Source organism: Cryobacterium inferilacus (assembly GCF_019599185.1).
Taxonomy (GTDB): domain Bacteria; phylum Actinomycetota; class Actinomycetes; order Actinomycetales; family Microbacteriaceae; genus Cryobacterium; species Cryobacterium inferilacus.
Genome location: NZ_JAIEUL010000016.1, coordinates 50,492 through 67,254, shown reverse-complemented (window position 1 = coordinate 67,254; position 16,763 = coordinate 50,492). Strand labels below are relative to the sequence as shown.

The following is a 16,763-nucleotide window of genomic DNA, read 5'->3' as shown; positions in this document are numbered from 1 at the left end:
ATCAGGCTCTGGCTGTCATGCTCGGCACTCTCCCAGCTTCGCGGCCGTGCCGCTTACGCGGCCGACACGTCGATGAGCACCTTGCCCACCACTTCGCTCTCCACCAGCGCGTGCGCATCCGCGGTGTGCGCCAGATCGGTGCGGTGCAGCGGCAGCCCGGCCGCCTCTCCCACGGCGAGCGCGCCGTCGTTGAGGGCCGCGGTGATGTCCTCGGCCGCCGCCCGGATCGCGTCCATCCCCACCGTGTAGAGCAGCAGGAACTGGTAGCGCACGTTGAGGCTGAAGTGCCGGCGCACGTCGAGGGTCATCTGGTCGCCGCCGTTGTTGGCGTAGACGGCGATCGACCCGCGGTTGCGGATCACGGCCAGGTCGAGATCCGAGTTCTGGGCCGGGGCCACCTCCACGATCAGGTCCACTCCATCCGGGGCGATCGCGCGAATCTGCTCGACGATGTCGGCGTCGGTGTAGATCAGCACGTGCTGCGCCCCGGCCGCCCTAGCCAGCGCGGCCTTGGCCGGTGAGCTCACGGTCGTGATGACGGATGCGCCGGCCCACCTGGCCAGCTGAATCGCCGCGTGTCCCACGGCACCGGCACCCCCGGCCACGAGCACGGTCTTGCCCGCCAAAGCTCCCGGGCTCAGTCGGCTCGGGCCGTCCTCGGCCACCGTCAGAGCGCGGTGCGCCGTGATCGCCGGAACGCCGAGGCTCGCGCCCTGGTCGAAGCTCGCACTGCTCGGCAGCGGGAAGACCCGCTCGGCGGGCAGCACGGCCTGCTCCTGGGCGGACCCGCTGTTGGCGCGCTGGTACGCGGCGAGCGCCAGCCACACCCGGTCGCCGACCGCGACGTGCTGCACGTCCGCGCCGATGGCCTCCACGATGCCGGCACCGTCCTGGCCGGGTACGACATCGTCGAACGCGAGCTTCTCCCCCGGACCCGAGCCTTGGCGTGACTTCCAGTCGGTGGGGTTCACTCCGGCCACGACGACGCGCACCCGCACCTCGTCGGCGCCGGGTTCGGTCACCGGCCGCTCGACGAGCTGAAGCACGGACGGGTCACCGGTCTGGCTGTACACAATGGTTTTCATGTCCGGGCTAACGCTCGCGGGAGCGAAATATTTCCCGCCCGTCGCCCGCCCGCGAGCCTCCGGCCCCCAGCGCGTGGTGGTGCGTGCATAACTCCGGCAATTTTCACGCCGACCGAGACGGATGCCCGTGATTCCGGGCATCCGTTGATCGCCGGGGCGAAATAGCAGGAGTTGTGCTCAGCCGCGGCGCTTGCCGGAGCGACGACGAGGCCCAGCCCGCTAGGGCGCGTCGACGAGCGCGGCAGGCGCAACGTCGGGCTCGACCGCATCCCGTTTGTTGGCGCGCACCGACGACCAGAACGCGGCGGCGATCAGGAACACGCCGATCAGCCCGGTGACGAGTTCCGGGATCTCGAATCCGATGCTGAGGATCAGGATGCCTGCGAGGGCTCCGATGGCCCAGTGCGCGCCGTGGTCGAGGTAGATGTAGTCGTTGAGGGTGCCCTGGCGCACCAGGAAGATGGTGAGCGAGCGCACGAACATGGCGCCGATCAGGCCCAGGCCGAGCAGGATGATGATCGGGTCGGCGGTGATCGCGAACGCGCCGATGACCCCGTCGAACGAGAAGGAGGCGTCGAGCACCTCGAGATAGAGGAACGAGAAGAACGCCGCCCGCCCGGTGAGCACGGCCAGAGTGGATGCGCCGCCCGTGCGGGCCTGGGCGACCGCCGCACCATCTGCGGCAGCCCCACGGATGCCGGCGTCGTCGTCGTCCTCCTCCAGGCTGCCCTCGAACAGCGAACCGAGCCCGTTCACCAGAATGTAGGTGATCAGTCCGAGCACGCCGGCGATCAGCACCACCAGCGGGTCCTCGGCCAGGTTGGCGCCGCCGAGCAGCACGGCGAGGGCCACGACATACGACAGCGACTGGAGCCGCCCCACCTTGGCGAGCGGGCGCTCCAGCCAGGTGAGCCACTTGATGTCGCGGTCTTCGAGAATGAAGTCGAGGAACAGCATGAGCAGGAACATCCCGCCGAACGCGGCGATCTGCGGATGCGCGTCGTGCAGGTAATGCCCGTAGGTGCCCACGGTCTCCGGGTCGCCCTTCTCCAGCGCCAGCGTGATGACCTCGCCGAAGGAGAGCCCGGTAGTCACCGACACCAGGATCAGCGGCATGACGAGCCGCATGCCGACCACGGCGATGAGGATGCCCACGGTCAGGAAGATCTTCTGCCAGAACTCCGACATCTTCTCCAGCACCCGCGCGTTCACGACCGCGTTGTCGAAGGAGAGCGAGATCTCCATCAGTCCCAGGATCACGCAGAGCGCGACCGCGGCCCAGCCGCCGTAGAGCAGCGCGATGACGAGGGCGACGAGCGACACGATGAGCGACCACGTGAAGTGTTGGAAGAAGGTTTTCATACCGGTGGGTTCGGGTCATCCGATTGTGTCGGATGCCCGCATCCTCTCTGCTGGATTCGCGAGACGCGCACTGCCGAATCAGGAGATCCAATGTCGCGGCATCTCACGCTAGTCCTGCCGCGACGAGTGCCGTGCTGAGAAAGGGAAGCCTGCACGCTCTCTCAGAATTCAGGGTCAGCTCCCGCCGGATACGAGACCCGCCCGAGCTACTCCGGCGGCTCGAACGACACTCCCCCAGACCTCGCCAAGTCGCGGATCAACGCGAGGGCCTCGTCCACCAGCACCGAGTCGAACGTGCGCCCCTGTTCACGTTCGTCATCCTGCACGGCGAGCCTCACCGCGGGGTCGGCGAGAACTTCAGTTTTGACGGCGCGGGCGATCTCCGCCAGGGAGCGCTCACCATCCATGAGCGAGAGGAACCGAGCACCGAGCCCGGAGACCAGGAAAGGCTGCTTTTCGCTGACACGGAGGATGTATCCATCCTCCAGTTCTTCCACGATGGCCATCTCCCGCCGCGGCACCGGCACCATGGTGAGCTCCGTCAGGTCGGCGCCATCCGTCACCACGGCGATCAAACCCTGATCGGCCAGCCAGCCCAACAGACCTAGCTCTGCCGCCGGGAACTCCCGGTCCCCGACGGTGGGGTCGAGCGAATCGAGCAGGGCGTAATACGCAGGGGTCAGCTTGGCCCCGCGCTTCGTGCCACCGATGCGGTCACCCACGGTGAGCGTCTGGCCGCTCTCGAACGTCGTCAGGTAACCCAAGCGCACGTAGCGCACTCCGGGGTTCGCACTGGCCGGGTCATAGCGGATGCTCATGGTCGTCAAGCCGTGTCCGCCTGCGCGAAGGCGCCGAGCAACTGGTTCACTTCCGCGGGGTTGGTCGAGTGCGGCGCCCGGGCGGTCGGCATCCGCACGGCAATGAGGTCTGACTGCGCCGGGGGCCGCCCGTGGCCGTCGAACAGCGCCAGCTGCATGAGCCGATCGGCGTAGCCGGCGGCATCGGGCGACTCGTACCAGGTGAACCCGGTGTAGCCCGGCTCGACGGCGAGCGGATCGAAGTGCCAGCGCTCGAGGCGTGCCCGCGCCTCGTTGTCGACCGTTGGATCGTTGCGCGCTGCGCGCTGCTTGGTGCGGCGAACGACGGTGAGCGCGATGCCCAGCCCGAGAAACAGGGCCAGAGGTATCGCCTGCGGGAGGATCGATCCCGCGGGGGCCGGATTGATCGCCTCGCAATCGTCCTCGCTGAACAGCATGTTGTCCGGGTCATCGAGGGCGGCGAGGCAGTCCTCGTAGCTGAACCCGCCCGTGGCCGGCGCGGAACTCGTGATGCTCAGCGCGAAAACCTGGAACAGTAGGGCGATCAGGAACAGGCCGGCCACAGCGAAGCTGACGATGGATGCAATCTTGAGGCCCGATTGCCTCAGGTTTGCGTTCCGCCGCAGCAGACGCTGCTTTTCATCGGCGGGGATCTCGGCTTGCGCCTGCCCGATCACCCGCGCCCAGCCCTGCAACCACTGCGAATCACGATCACGCACGGTCTGCGCGAGTCCGAAGGCCGGCTCCCGCCAGGCCAAGAACGCGACCCCCTCGGGTGTCTGCCGCCACCGCGCGAACTCGTTCCAGGTGATCTGCTCGGCCAGCTCGTTCTGACGGTCGGCCATCACCTGCTGCAGTGCAAGCTGTTCTTCGGCGGCGCGCGCTGCCCGAGCGGTTTGGAACGCCGTTACCGCCTGGAATCCGGCGCCGGCCCAGGCGCCGCTCGCGGCACTGCGCGCGGCCTGGCTCGTGGCGGCGTTGCTCTCGGCAGACTGTGCCGTTGAGCGCGCGGTGTCCTTGAGGTAACGCTCGCTGTTGTGCAGCGAGTTGCGAATGTCTCGAACGTCCTTGGCCATAACTGTGTTCCCCCATTGTTTGAGCCGGTGGCCCTGCCGCCGCACGGCTGCCCGTGCGCCCCTGCCGACCTCCGCCTCATCGGAGTGTAGTGGCCGAACGAACCGGGCGGCAGCATCCGTGGGCCGTACGGACCCCGGTGCACCCCGTGTGGCTGGCACAGCTGCCGCGCTGCTATTTCTTGCGCCAGGACGGCCGTGGCCACACGGGCGCCGCCAGCACAGACAGACCTACTAGGGCACAGATCGCCCCGAGCCACCCGACGGCGCCCTCACTGGTCACACCGGTCAGAAGCCAGATGCCCACACCGAGCACGACGGCTCCGCCGACCAACCGCCGGATGGCGCGAGCCTTCGGGCTGGGCTGGCGTTTGGGCACCTGCGGCCGCGCGGGACTCCCCGCCGACGGGCCGGTGCCGGGCTGCGCGGGCCCCTCGACCCAGCCGCGTTCGTTCACCCACCAGCCGGGGCCGATCTCCGGGCAGTACTCGTGCACGGCATCCCGGATCGGCTGGAAATCGGCCGGCCACCCCCGGTACATCGCCGCCACCAGATCTACATCGACGTCCACCCGACCGTCGGCCCAGCGGGCGTCGTAGCGCACCTTGCGCACCGGCCGCTGCAGCCAGCGGGAGGGGCCGATGAACGCGCGGGCCCGAACGACGACGGGCTTTTCTGCGGGCTGGGGCATGGATCGATCCTCACACATCCGCCGAATGGGACCGGCAACGACGGCAGACTCGGCACACGAATCGGTCGAGTTTGTCCCTACGCTCGCCGTGGGTTACGTTAGTTGTAGATGCAACCAATGCATTTCAACCCGAGGGTATCGCTGCCCGGTGCGTCACCGCATCAACGCCGCTAGCCAGGGTTGCTTTCGTCGTTCCGGCCGTTCGGCCCGACGACACCTCTGCGGATGCCACGCCGTCGACGGCACAGCCGTGCCCGTCGCCAGTTATCCGCGCACGACCTCCATCGTTCTCGAAAGGAACCCTATGTCGACCAGCACCACCTCCCCGCAGACCACCTCCCGCTCGGGCCTCCGCGCCTGGCCCGCATCGCCGTCGCTCGCCCTGCTCGTTCTGCGCCTCGCCGTCGGTGCCGTGTTCATCGCCCACGGAGCACAGAAGGTGTTCGTCTACGGGTTTGCCGGCACCAGCGGGTCGTTCGCCGACATGGGCGTCCCCCTCGCCGAGGTCGCCGGTCCGGTTGTGGCCCTGCTGGAACTGATCGGCGGAGTGCTCCTCGTTCTCGGCCTCGGTACGCGTATCGCCGCCGCAGCCCTCGCCGTGGACATGCTCGTCGCCACCCTCCTCGTGCACCTCACGGCCGGTATCTTCGTCGCCGAGGGCGGCTACGAACTCACTCTGGTGCTGGGCGCGACCGCCGTGGCCCTGGTTCTCGCCGGGGCCGGCCGGTACTCGGTCGACGCCGCGCTTGCCCAGCGCCGCACCGCGCGGGTCTAACCCCGCGCCAGCCCTCGGCTTCCACAACACGGGCCGGGATGCCTGCAGCCACGCTGCGCATCCCGGCCCGTGTTCGTCTGCGAACCGGTCACTCACCACGACGAGAAGACGCCCCCGCGGCGCCCTCAGGGCGCTGCGTTGCGTTCACCGCACCTCGTATCGTTGACCGCGCCCGCTCTAGCGGGCGCGGTCGCCCGCACGAGGAGCGGTGAGCGTCCGCTCGCGGGTTCCGGCTGGCCGGTCACAGCGTGTCGGCCGGGGCGCATCCGTCGGGTGCGACATTGCCACTGATCGTGAAGTCCTCACAGGTGAGAAACCGGGCTTGGTTCACCCCGAGCACGAACGACCCGATGACAATGGCGCCGACCACCCCCACGATCAACCATTTCGACCGGCGCGGGGTGCGGGCGGCGAAGTCGGGCCAGACGATCTGCACCAGCACCCACAGCGTGAAGGGGATGCCGACGAGCACCGCCGCGAATGCCGCCAGGTCGAGCAGGGCCACGCCCAGATCGGTGACGCGCTCGTGCGCGGCGAAGCTGAGCGCGAGCCACACGCTGGGCAGCAGCAGCACTAGGGCGCGGGCGAGTCGGCCCCGCAGGCGGCGACGCTCGACGAGCACAAAGACCAGCGCCGCAACGGATGCCGCCCACAGCGCGAGAATGTCATCGAAGAAGATCTCACCCCAGGCGCCGAGGGTGAATGCGGGCCACCAGGCGATCGCGGCCATGCCCACCATGATCACCCCGGTGGGCACGTCGCGGCGCCGAGGGCCATCCGTCACCGCTGCATCCGGGCTCTCGCGCACAGCTGCACGGTAGCCGGGGCCCGGGTGGCTGCGATAGGGCAGGGCGCCACCCGCAAAGCGGCGCGCCAGCTGCATCGACATGTTCAGCCGCACGAATCCAGGAAACTCTTACTTACGCCGCTCGCCCGATCTGGCCGGACTCGTGCCCCCTTCGGCCGGCCAACTTGCAGCCGACCGGCCCCTGGAGTCTTGCGTTCCGGTAACGAACACGACCCGAACATCGACGCGGCCGACATCCCCGGCCAGGGTGGAGCCATGAGGCCACAGCCATCCTCACCGAGAATCACGGCCGCAATCGGCGTGCTGCTCGGCACGGCGGCCGGATGTGTGCTGCTGACCGGATGCATCGGCAACCCCGGCGGCGACGCCCCAGAGGTGGACCCCGCGCGAATCGTTGATGGGTACGACTGCCTGGCACCGAACCTGATTGATTGGGCGCTGCCGCGAGAGTTGAGGAGCACGGCCGTCCCCGAGCATCCGTACGCGCCGAGGGCCGGCCGGGTGCCGGAGGGCTTCACCCCCACCACGGCCGTGCGCTGTGACGTGCTGGCCGACCTCGGCGACGGCCAGGGGTTCAGCGTCACCGCGGTGACCTTCGCGGGCGATCTCGCACCCCTGCTCGCCGCTCTGGCCGAGCCCGACGACGACGACTCGAACGTCGCGTGCATGGAGAACCTGGAACTGGTGCCGCCGCTCTGGCTCGTCGACGAGGCCGGCCGGGCCATCCACGCGCACTACCCCCGGGACGCCTGCACCCAGACGAAGCCCGGCGTGCGTGACGCCCTCGCCGAGCTGACCGTACAGGAGACCACCACGGTCAAGCGCATCCCCTGACACCTGACAGAGCCCTGGCGCACTGCGCCGCGGGTGGGAGGGGCCCGAAGTCACGGTCCGAGTTCAAGACGACCGCTTCATTGGCCACGGCGTAGGCCGCGACGAGACAGTCGAAGGGCCCTGCAGCGCGCATCATCCCGGCGCGTCGGTCTGGTCCGGCTCGAAGTTGCGGCCGATGATGCGCTCCACCGCGGCGGGTTGACGGCGAACCGCGATCAAGGTCCGGAGTGCGAGAGCGACGGTCTCGCGATTCGACGTGGTTCCAGCCAAGAGTTTCGCTTGCTTGAGCTCGTCGAGGTTGATATCGATCGAGGTCATGGCCATGGCGTGTCCTCCCGTTTGTATGGGCGAATATATAGCCCCTCTGTGGCGTGGTTCACACCTCACACGCCTGCGCCGGCTCATGGTCGCTGTCGAACGTTAGTCACGGCGTTTCGCGGGTCAGGCGCCGGTGCGCGGGCAGCGCGCCACCCGCGAAGCGGCGCGTTACCCGCGCAACGCCGGCCTGCCGATATGTTCGGCGCAGATCTACGACGGCTCCATCACGGATGCCGTGAAGGTCGGCACCATCAAGCGCGCCAAGGGGCTCGAGTTCAAGCAGGTGCTCTTGCCCTGGGTGGCCGAGCGCCTGATGTCCCCCGGGATCGCCGGCCCCGAGTGGACCGACTCCCAGATCGAACGCGACGAGCGCGACCGCCGCGAGCTGTTCGTCGGCGTGACCCGGGCCCGAGACGGCGTGTGGGTTGGGTGCGTTGCGGCGCAGGGGGCAACGGCGTGAGCGACGAAGCGACGCCGCCGACGCACCTGAACGCCCGGTGAGATCGCACGCCACCCTTCCTCGGCATCGAGCCGCTCCCGCGCCAACCTACGCTGCCCTCGACTCGGCCACCTCCCGTCGATCGACGCCCTCCGGCCCGTGGCGGAGCTGCCGTGGAGATCGAGATCCCTGCCGGTCAGGGAGCGGTTAAGGCCGCACCAGCTTCAGGCCAACAGACTGCGCAGCTTCAGCCTGGCGGTGGTCGTATGTGATGAATTCATCGGCAGCGACGCTCACGGCCACCGCGAGGTGCAGCGCATCCAGACTCCGTAGTGACGACCCGGGCAGGAGAAGACCCGCCTCGCGAAAGGAACCACGCTCAACATCCAGAAGGGTGATGCGCCTCAGAACCTCGGTGACCGCGAGCTGCGACACCGCGGTGCGATCCGCCAGCCGACGCAGCTCAGTCTCCAGCAGCGCCGCAGAAACCAGGGCCGCATCGTCATCGGCCGAAATCTCATCGAGGTAGCGGGCAAGAGCGGACGACTCCGGCTCCTCCAGGAGTAGCTTTCCAACGGCGGAGGTATCGACGTAGACGATCACTGGCGAGGCGTCTTAGCGCTCGTCACGGAGGTCGTTCAGCACATCGCTGACCGCCAGGGGGGACGAGATGCGGGGCAGTGCGGAGAATCCCCCGCGGGTCAATGGCCCGCGGAACCGAACACCCCGAAGGGCGACGGACGACGGAGGCGTCAGCAGCGCGACGACCTCGCCGTTGTTGGTCACTTCGAAGGACTCGCCAGCTTGAACCGAGCGAAGAACATCGGCACTGTTGTTCCTGAGTTCACGATGCGGGATCGTTTTCATGCGGCGAGCGTAGCACGCGTAGCATACGCCGACCAGTGTCGCTATCTCCGACTCGAAAACGGACCCGCAAAGCTGGTCACACGCGGCCGTTCAGGGCGCCCTCGAGCTCAGCCTGAAGGGGAGATCACCCGACTTCCCAGCGCCCGGCGTTAAACTTCGAGTATGTCCAGCCCCTTCGATGACCCCGACCTCCGAAGCGCCTTTGGCGCAGCCGGCATAGTTCACCAGCCAGGCCTGGCCAATGATCTACTGCAGGAGATGGCACCGCTCCTCGCTGAAGACGGCATCGACATCAACGATCCGTCGACCTTCGACATGGCCACTCTCAACACAGCGCTTGCCCGCGCGGTTGAGCGAACGAACCTGGAACGATTCACCCCGATCGGTGTCACCAGGTCCAACGCGTTGAGCGTGCTCCGATCGACGTCGGAGGCCATCAGTGCGAACAAAATGCAGGATGCCCAGGCCACAATCCTGTCCATCGCGCCCGAGCCCAAACAGCCCGGCGAGCCATCCGTCGCTCACCTCATCGGAGCCAGCCTCGGCCTGCTCGATTCCTGGCATCGTGATCCGAGTCTCACCCCGCTACTGGTTCGTACGCGCGTTCCGCGTTGGGCGAGCCGCTCCAGGGCCGCAGGCACGGACATCGTCGCCCTGGCCCGTAAGGGTCGGGCTTTCGAGTCCATCGCGGCTCTTCACGGCCGATACGACGGATTGACGATCCTTGAGGGAAGCATCCTTGCGGTCGCTGGAACCCTCCAAACGTGGGCTGACGCGACAGGCCAGAGCGTGCACGACCTCGGCGTGGCCGTCCTGACGGAATAGAAGAGAGTCAGAGCCGGCGAACGGATGCCGACGGGGCCGACCGCCAGCATCACAGCGCTGACCGCCCGTCTGTTCTCACTCGGGTGTGGAGCGGTCCCGCGACCCGGGTTCTCCGCCCAGTTCGGCTTCCAACGTCTCGATCGAGGGCAGAAGGCGAAGCCCTGACCGAGTTCGAGAAGGAACTTCTGCACATGGGAAATCAGTTGCGTCTCCAACGCACTGAACCTGCCGCAGCCGTTGCCGCCAGTGTCGGTCATCGGGGTGGACTTCCTCTTCGAACCCGACGTGCTCGTCGAGCTCGAGGCCTACGCCGTGCTCGACTAGCCTCCTCCTGGCCAGACCGCGACCTCCTTACGATTCGCGGGTCAGGCGCCGTTTCGCGGGCGGCACGCCACCCGCGAAGCGGCGCCTCGCCCGCGCGACTCGACCGCTTTGCTCACCACCAGCGGAACCGGCGCGGTACCGCGCCGGCCAACGTCACCAGCCCGCCGACGGCGCAGAACGCACCGACGCTGGCGAGAACATCATCGTCGACTGGCCCGGCGATCAGCAGAAGTCCGCCGCCGAGGGCCACCACCCCGAGGCTCAGCCGCCACGCCAGGCGCACCCGAGGGCTGGGCCCGCGTCGGGCGACTTCGCTCCGGCCGGGCCAGCCGCTGCGGGGGCCGGGTGGGTTCGGGTTCTCCACCTCCGGACCGTCGACGACCGCGGCGAACCGGTTCACCCACCGACCGGTTCCCACCTCGGGGCAGTCGGCGTGCACGCTGTCGACGACGGGCTTTAAGCCTGCCGGCCACCCACGGAGCCTCGCGTCCGTGAGGCTCACGTCGAACTCGACGCGGCCATCCGCCCAGAAGGCGTCATACCGCACCCGGCCCGCCGGTCGGCGACGCCAGCGCGATTCGCCGATGAACCCTGTCGCGCGCATGGCGACGGGATGGTCTGTGGTTGCAGGCATAGGTTGATGGTCACACACACCGAGCCCATCTGCACCCGCACCCCGACATCGGTCGAGCCCCACCGCACCCCCGTTCGAGCCCATCGAGACCCGACCACTCCACGGATGCGGCGCGACACTCGCTGCGCGAGTGGAGTGCTCCTGTTCGGCGCAGCGAGCGACCATACTGAACTGATGACTCGCGCGCTGAACCTCGTGGCGACCCCCGCTCTCGCCCTCGTGATCGCGCTGCTCACCGGTTGCGCCGGCGAACCGGGCACCAGTGAGCGCACGTCGCCGCCCGACTCCCGCACGTCTGCCTCCCCGTCTGCCCCCTCGCCCACCGCCTCGGCCGAACCGGCCTTCGCCGCCCTGGAGGAGAGCTTCGATGCCCGCCTGGGCGTGTACGCCCTCGACACTGGCACGGGCCGCGCGGTTGAGTATCGTTCCGGCGAGCGTTTCGCGTATGCCTCCACCATCAAGGCCCTCGCCGTGGCGGTGATGCTGGCCGAGACCACCGACGCCGAACTCGACACCCTCGTGCGGTACGGGCCTGCCGATCTGCTCGACTACGCCCCCATCACCTCGCAGCACGTGCACAGCGGCATGACCCTGCGCGAACTGTGCGACGCCGCCATCCGGTACAGCGACAACACGGCGGCCAATCTACTGCTCGAGCACCTCGGCGGGCCCGCCGCCCTCGACGCCGAGCTCACTGCGATCGGCGACAACGTGACCCAGGTCGACCGCGACGAACCCGAGCTGAACGAGGCCACCCCCGGCGATCCGCGCGACACCAGCAGCCCGCACGCGCTGGCCACCAGCCTGGAGCACTTCGTGTTCGGCGACGCGCTCGACCCCGCCGACCAGGCCACGCTCAGCGCCTGGCTGGTCGGCAACACCACCGGCGACGATCTCATCCGTGCCGGGGTGCCCACCGGGTGGACCGTCGGCGACAAAACCGGCTCCGCTGGCTACGGCACCCGCAACGACATCGCGGTGCTCTGGCCGCCGGATGGCACACCGATCGTGCTCGCCGTGCTCTCCAGCCGGGATGAGCCCGACTCTGACTACGACAACGCCCTGCTCGCGCAGGCCACGGAAGTGGCGATCGACGCCCTCGGCCGCTGACCCTCCCCCGCCGCCGCGCCCGGCTGAGCACCCCCTGAGAGACCTGGCAGTTTCTGCCACATGCGGGTTAGCGTGGAGTGATGGTGAAGAAGCTGGAGTCGTCGACTCGACTGAGAGTCTCCGAGGACTGCTGCCTCTACTACCTCGAGAAGCACACCACCCGGCTGCCGGTCGCCGAGATTGCCGCGGCCGTGGGCATTTCCGAGCGCACCTTCTACCGGTACTTCCCGGTCAAGGCCGACTCCGTCGCGCCGATCTTCGACCACATGACCGAGACGATGAACTCCATCGTCGTCGCCGGCCCCACACCCGACCTGCGCCAGCTGATGATCGACGCCTTCGACACCATGTTCACCAGCCGGATCACGTCGCGCGCCGCCGAGTTCTTCCCGCTCGTGTTCGCCGATCCGGAAATCTGGGCGCTGTTCCTCCGCAAGGTACAGGAGGGCGAGACCTCCCTCGCCCCACTACTCGCCTCGTCACTCGGTCTTCCGGCCGACGACAACCGCGCCCGTGCGGCAGCGGCGGCCGTGGCCAGTTCCACGCGCATCGCACTCGAACGACTCACCACCGCCGGCGCCGACCCGTCGGTCGAATTCGTCGGGCTTCTGGATGCGTTCGGCGACCAGATCCTGCGCGCCCCCGGCCGGCCCGGCCCCGCCCCCACAAATGTCCCTGCCGGCCCTCCCGGCTGACAGCGGATGCGCCGAGCGGCCCGTGAGCCCGACCGTTCGGCACCATCAAGCAGGGCTCACGAAGGGAAGTTGAATCATGACAGGACTGCTAGACGACAAGGTTGCCATCATCACCGGCGGAACCAGCGGAATCGGCCTCGCCAGCGTGGAGAGCTTCGTCGCGGAAGGCGCCAAGGTCGCCATCGCGGACATTCAGGACGAACTGGGCGCGTCCATCGCCGAGCGCCTGGGTGACGCGGTCATCTACGTTCACACCGACGTGACCGACGAGACCGCGCTCGAGACTCTCGTCAGCACCACCGTTGAGAAATTCGGCAAGCTCGACGTGATGTACAACAACGCAGGCGCCCAGGGCGACCCGTCGGCGATCGTGGATGCCACCTCCGCCGGGTTCGACAAGACGATCGCGCTGTTGACCCGGTCGGTGCTGCTCGGGCACAAGTTCGCGGCCCGCCAGTTCCAGGCGCAGGGCACGGGCGGGTCGATCATCACGACCTCCAGCGCCGCGGCACTGCAGGGTGGCTGGTCGGCCGCCGGCTACACGATCGCCAAGCACGCCATCACCGGCGTTGTGCGGCAGGCCGTGGCCGAGCTCGCGCCGCTGGGCATCCGCTCGAACGCCATCGCCCCGGGCATCATCATGACGCCGATCATGGCGCGCTCGTTCGGTGTGCCGCTCGAGCAATCCGACGAGTTCGTCGCGTTCTTGGCCGAGAAGCTCGACTCCACGCAGCCGATCGGCCGCGTCGGCCAGCCGGAGGACATCGCGAAGGTCGCGGTGTTCCTGGCTAGTGACCTGGCCGGATACGTCACCGGTGTGACGATCCCGGTCGACGGCGGGGCCACCGCGGTCACCCAGGGCTCCTTCGGCGCCGACGTGGTCAGCGCGGCAGCCGAGTTCACGAACAAGTAGCGGCACTTCCACGAGGGCCGGACGCGATCGCGCCCGGCCCTCTCGTCGCGTCTTCTGTTCGCGCTGCGCCGCATCGTCATCGGCCGAAATCTCATCGAGGTAGCGGGCAAGAGCGGGCGCCTCCGGCTCCTCCAGGAGTAACCCTTAGGCGCGATCGCGGATGCTTCGTGCTCGGGTCGCGGCCAAGGACTCGAGCAGTCGAAGCTTGTCGGCGCTGGGGGTTCCGGTGATGGCTTTGTAGACAATCAGCTGCTGGCCGGGTGCGGAGCGGATGTCGAACGCGTTGTAGTCGAGCTCGACGAGACCGACGTCTGGGTGCCGGAACGCTTTCGCGTCGTGGGTCTTGCCGCGCACATCGTGCCGCGCCCACAACATCCGGAACTCCGCGCTGGCATGGTGAAGCGTGGCGACGAGCTCCTGCACACGCTCGTGGGTGCTGGCGTGGCCGAGAGCGCGACGGAGGTTGGCGACGCACGTTTCGGTCGCGCGCTCCCAGTCCGTGAAGAACTCCCTCCCCGCCGGATCGACGAACGTCATCATCGCCAGATTGCCGGTCTCGGCGAATCCGGAGTACAGGGCATCCGCCAGGTCGTTGGTGGCGAGGATGTCGAGGTGGCGGTTGATGATGATCGCGGGAGTGTGCGGCCAGGCCGCGAGGAGCTCCAGGAGCGACTCGTCAACCGTGTCTCGCACCGGTGTGCGGGTCGTCGGCACGAGACCGGCGAGGCGAAAGAGGTGCTCTCGCCGGTCGGCGTCGAGGTCGAGGGCTCCGGCGATCGCGTTCAGCACCGCGGGAGAGGGGTTGCGTTCCCGACCCTGTTCGAGCCTGGTGTAGTAGTCCACGCTCACACCGGCCAGCATCGCGACCTCTTCGCGACGCAGGCCGGTGACGCGGCGGCCCGGCAGGGTGCCGATTCCCACATCGCCCGGCTGCACCTGGCCGCGGCGGGCCTTCAGGAACGCGCCCATCTCAGTGTTGCTCATGAGTCGACGGTAGTTGATCGGCCGGCGCGCTGGCAGGCCGTGCCGCACCCCGGTTCGCCACGGTCTGGTCCAGGTCATCGCCGGCCGGGATTCTGGATCTGGTCGGGGCACTCCCCGCCATAGACATCAGCTACCGATCTCAGAGAAAGACACCTATGCACGCCACCTCTCTCCCCGCACTCCTGGCCGCTCGCGCATCCGAGCACCCCGTTCTGCTCACCGGCGGCGCCGTCGTCACCATGGATCCCGCCGTCCCCGATCTGGATCGAGGCGACGTCCTCCTGGTCGGCTCCCGCATCGTCGCCGTCGGCGCCGACCTGCTGTCCGATCCCGAGCACGGCACCCTCGCGGCCGCAGCGCTCACCGTCGATACGCGAGGCTGCATCGTCAGCCCCGGCTTCGTCGACAGCCACCGCCACGCCTGGGAGACGCAACTGCGCCGCAGCATCCCCGATGTGACCGACCTCGGCGAATACGTGATGTCCACCCTCGCCGGCATCGCCCCGAGCTACACACCCCACGACATGTACGTCGGCACCCGCCTCGCCGCCCTGACGGCGCTCGACGCGGGCATCACCACGATGCTCGACTTCTCGCACAACTCCCGCACCGCAGCGCACTCCGACGCGGCCGTGGCCGCCCTCGTCGACACGGGCATCCGTGGTGTGCACGCCTCCATGGCACCCCACTTCGGCCAGTGGGACCACCAGTGGCCCGCCGACCTGGCCCGGCTGATGAGCAGCTCCCCCGGCAACGACCTCGTCACCTTCCGGCTGGCGGCTCTGTCGACCGACGAGATCGCCGGGCCGGCCATCGCCTACGGACCCGAGCTGGCTGCCGTCGCCCGCGATCTCGGCGTCTGGACGTCCATCGACGCCGTGTTCGGCAGCTCCTCCTCCGAGGCGATCCTGCGCTGGGCGGAGCAGGGCATCCTCGATCCCACGCTCACTCTTATTCACGCGACCGGCCTGACCAACGACGCCTGGTCGGCGATGGGTGCCGCCGGCGTCACCGTCTCCCTGGCGCCGACATCGGATGCGCAGATCGGCTTGGAGTCGGCGATCCCGGCCGTCGACGAGGCCCTCGCGGTCGGCATCCGGCCCGGTCTCAGCATCGACGTGGAGGTCGCCCTCGCCAGCGACATGTTCACCCAAATGCGAGCCCTCCACGCCATCCAGCGGATGCGTGCCACGAACGCCGCCTACCGGGGCGCCGACGCGGCACCCCGGATCAGCACCCGCGACGTGCTCGACTTCGCCACCCTGCAGGGAGCGAAGGCGAATGCGCTCGGTGACGTGACGGGCTCGCTCACCCCCGGCAAGCAGGCCGACCTGCTCATCGTGCGCGCCGACGACGTCAACAACATGCCGCTCAATGACGCCGTCGGCACCCTGGTGCTCGGCGCGGATGCCCGCAATATCGACACCGTGCTGGTCGCCGGCACACCCCGCAAATGGGCCGGTCGCCTCGTCGGCGAGGACCTCGATGCCCTCCGGGACGACGTCATCCGCTCCCGCGACGACATCACCCGACGGGTGGCTGCACTGTGACCGCCGAAGGTGAGGCCACGCACCCGTACGTCGGTCTCTGGGTCACCGCCGACGGCGTGATCCGGCAGCGGCTGCTGCCGGAGGGCCGGTATGTCGAAGCGCGCGGGAAGCGGGAGGCCGCGTACACCGGCGCGTACTGGGTGGAGGGATCGATGATCTTCTACCGCGATGACATCGGGTTCTCCGCAGACGGCGAGTTCCACGGCGACGTGCTGCACCACGCCGGGATGGTCATGTACCGGCAGGCTGAGTGACCTGATCGGTCGGCGCGGATGCGAGCACCGACACGAGTGCATCCGCACAATGCGAACAACGAAAACGTGCGAGCCGGTGGTCCAGTAGATTCATCCAAGGCGCATCCCTGTGAACGACACTTCGTCGCGCAGGAACTGGTCGCTCTACATACTCTTCATCGCAGGGGGTGCGGTTTGGAACAAACACCGTTTGTCGGAACGTCTCGGAAGCTACTGGTTGACGGCCTTCTCGCTGTCTACGATGAGGTCGCCCGGGACAAAACTCCACGGTGGATCTCCCTGGAAGCCCCAACGGGTTGGGGCAAGACCCGGATCGCTACCGAGTTCTACGCCCGCTTGGCGACAACGCGTCAGCCGGAGCCTCACTACTGGCCGGACTCAATTCCCGGCTCTCAGGATGGGGG

20 protein-coding genes are annotated in these 16,763 nt (G+C 68.3%); 9 read left to right on the top strand and 11 right to left on the bottom strand.

Annotated elements, in window-relative coordinates; genetic code table 11:
* Nucleotides 1–53 precede the first annotated feature (53 nt).
* The 5 genes from K2F54_RS14200 to K2F54_RS14180 all read right to left on the bottom strand — a co-directional run bounded on the left by K2F54_RS14200 (nt 54) and on the right by K2F54_RS14180 (nt 5,029).
* Entirely contained in the window at nt 54–1,085 is a 1,032-nt protein-coding gene (locus K2F54_RS14200; protein ID WP_220606501.1) for an NADPH:quinone reductase, read from the bottom strand.
* Between the two features lie 219 nt (nt 1,086–1,304).
* Entirely contained in the window at nt 1,305–2,447 is a 1,143-nt protein-coding gene (locus K2F54_RS14195) for a DUF475 domain-containing protein (protein ID WP_220606500.1), read from the bottom strand.
* A 206-nt stretch (nt 2,448–2,653) separates the two neighbouring features.
* The gene (locus K2F54_RS14190) at nt 2,654–3,274 is read right to left on the bottom strand and encodes a hypothetical protein (protein WP_220606499.1); all 621 of its coding nucleotides are present in this window, start codon (nt 3,272–3,274) and stop codon (nt 2,654–2,656) included.
* Nucleotides 3,271–4,386 (bottom strand): hypothetical protein, encoded by a 1,116-nt coding sequence (locus K2F54_RS14185; RefSeq protein WP_220606498.1) that lies wholly within the window; start codon nt 4,384–4,386, stop codon nt 3,271–3,273. Before K2F54_RS14185 ends, K2F54_RS14190 begins: the two co-directional genes overlap by 4 nt.
* 127 nt (nt 4,387–4,513) lie before the next feature.
* Nucleotides 4,514–5,029: a hypothetical protein gene (locus K2F54_RS14180; protein ID WP_220606497.1), complete on the bottom strand. Its 516-nt coding sequence runs from the start codon at nt 5,027–5,029 to the stop codon at nt 4,514–4,516.
* A 304-nt stretch (nt 5,030–5,333) separates the two neighbouring features.
* Between K2F54_RS14180 and K2F54_RS14175 the strand changes: the two genes are divergently transcribed.
* Nucleotides 5,334–5,804, top strand: a complete 471-nt coding sequence (locus tag K2F54_RS14175) for a DoxX family protein (protein WP_220606496.1) — start codon at nt 5,334–5,336, stop codon at nt 5,802–5,804.
* A gap of 241 nt (nt 5,805–6,045) precedes the next feature.
* Here the strand turns inward: K2F54_RS14175 and K2F54_RS14170 are convergent, their stop codons facing one another.
* Complete coding sequence (locus tag K2F54_RS14170; RefSeq protein ID WP_308287674.1) at nt 6,046–6,705, bottom strand: hypothetical protein; 660 nt, start codon at nt 6,703–6,705, stop codon at nt 6,046–6,048.
* A 162-nt stretch (nt 6,706–6,867) separates the two neighbouring features.
* Between K2F54_RS14170 and K2F54_RS14165 the strand changes: the two genes are divergently transcribed.
* Nucleotides 6,868–7,446, top strand: coding sequence for a hypothetical protein (locus K2F54_RS14165; protein WP_220606495.1), 579 nt, complete (start codon nt 6,868–6,870; stop codon nt 7,444–7,446).
* A gap of 132 nt (nt 7,447–7,578) precedes the next feature.
* Here the strand turns inward: K2F54_RS14165 and K2F54_RS14160 are convergent, their stop codons facing one another.
* Nucleotides 7,579–7,770, bottom strand: a complete 192-nt coding sequence (locus K2F54_RS14160; protein ID WP_220606494.1) for a type II toxin-antitoxin system VapB family antitoxin — start codon at nt 7,768–7,770, stop codon at nt 7,579–7,581.
* A 127-nt stretch (nt 7,771–7,897) separates the two neighbouring features.
* Here K2F54_RS14160 and K2F54_RS14155 point away from each other — a divergent pair, with 127 nt between their 5' ends.
* Entirely contained in the window at nt 7,898–8,224 is a 327-nt protein-coding gene (locus K2F54_RS14155) for a 3'-5' exonuclease (protein ID WP_220606493.1), read from the top strand.
* Between the two features lie 186 nt (nt 8,225–8,410).
* Here K2F54_RS14155 and K2F54_RS14150 read toward each other — a convergent pair whose 3' ends face one another.
* Both K2F54_RS14150 and K2F54_RS14145 read right to left on the bottom strand, forming a co-directional pair.
* A complete protein-coding gene (locus K2F54_RS14150) occupies nt 8,411–8,806 on the bottom strand; it encodes a type II toxin-antitoxin system VapC family toxin (RefSeq protein ID WP_220606492.1) in 396 nt (131 codons plus the stop codon).
* 12 nt (nt 8,807–8,818) lie between these two features.
* Nucleotides 8,819–9,070: a type II toxin-antitoxin system Phd/YefM family antitoxin gene (locus K2F54_RS14145; RefSeq protein WP_220606491.1), complete on the bottom strand. Its 252-nt coding sequence runs from the start codon at nt 9,068–9,070 to the stop codon at nt 8,819–8,821.
* 162 nt (nt 9,071–9,232) lie between these two features.
* On the opposite strand from K2F54_RS14145, the gene K2F54_RS14140 reads away from it, so the two are divergent.
* Nucleotides 9,233–9,895, top strand: coding sequence for a hypothetical protein (locus K2F54_RS14140; RefSeq protein ID WP_220606490.1), 663 nt, complete (start codon nt 9,233–9,235; stop codon nt 9,893–9,895).
* Between the two features lie 436 nt (nt 9,896–10,331).
* Here the strand turns inward: K2F54_RS14140 and K2F54_RS14135 are convergent, their stop codons facing one another.
* Nucleotides 10,332–10,853 (bottom strand): hypothetical protein, encoded by a 522-nt coding sequence (locus tag K2F54_RS14135; protein ID WP_220606489.1) that lies wholly within the window; start codon nt 10,851–10,853, stop codon nt 10,332–10,334.
* 174 nt (nt 10,854–11,027) lie between these two features.
* Here K2F54_RS14135 and bla point away from each other — a divergent pair, with 174 nt between their 5' ends.
* From bla to K2F54_RS14120, 3 genes are all read left to right on the top strand, one after another.
* Nucleotides 11,028–11,963: a class A beta-lactamase gene (gene bla / locus K2F54_RS14130; protein ID WP_220606488.1), complete on the top strand. Its 936-nt coding sequence runs from the start codon at nt 11,028–11,030 to the stop codon at nt 11,961–11,963.
* An 80-nt stretch (nt 11,964–12,043) separates the two neighbouring features.
* Nucleotides 12,044–12,658 (top strand): TetR/AcrR family transcriptional regulator, encoded by a 615-nt coding sequence (locus K2F54_RS14125; protein WP_220606487.1) that lies wholly within the window; start codon nt 12,044–12,046, stop codon nt 12,656–12,658.
* Nucleotides 12,659–12,734: 76 nt separating this feature from the next.
* Nucleotides 12,735–13,571, top strand: coding sequence for an SDR family NAD(P)-dependent oxidoreductase (locus K2F54_RS14120; protein WP_220606486.1), 837 nt, complete (start codon nt 12,735–12,737; stop codon nt 13,569–13,571).
* A 144-nt stretch (nt 13,572–13,715) separates the two neighbouring features.
* Here K2F54_RS14120 and K2F54_RS14115 read toward each other — a convergent pair whose 3' ends face one another.
* Entirely contained in the window at nt 13,716–14,555 is an 840-nt protein-coding gene (locus K2F54_RS14115; protein WP_220606485.1) for a helix-turn-helix domain-containing protein, read from the bottom strand.
* A 155-nt stretch (nt 14,556–14,710) separates the two neighbouring features.
* On the opposite strand from K2F54_RS14115, the gene K2F54_RS14110 reads away from it, so the two are divergent.
* Together K2F54_RS14110 and K2F54_RS14105 are read left to right on the top strand one after the other, a co-directional pair.
* Complete coding sequence (locus tag K2F54_RS14110; RefSeq protein ID WP_220606484.1) at nt 14,711–16,105, top strand: amidohydrolase family protein; 1,395 nt, start codon at nt 14,711–14,713, stop codon at nt 16,103–16,105.
* Nucleotides 16,102–16,359: an Atu4866 domain-containing protein gene (locus K2F54_RS14105; protein WP_308287673.1), complete on the top strand. Its 258-nt coding sequence runs from the start codon at nt 16,102–16,104 to the stop codon at nt 16,357–16,359. Before K2F54_RS14110 ends, K2F54_RS14105 begins: the two co-directional genes overlap by 4 nt.
* Nucleotides 16,360–16,763 lie beyond the last annotated feature (404 nt).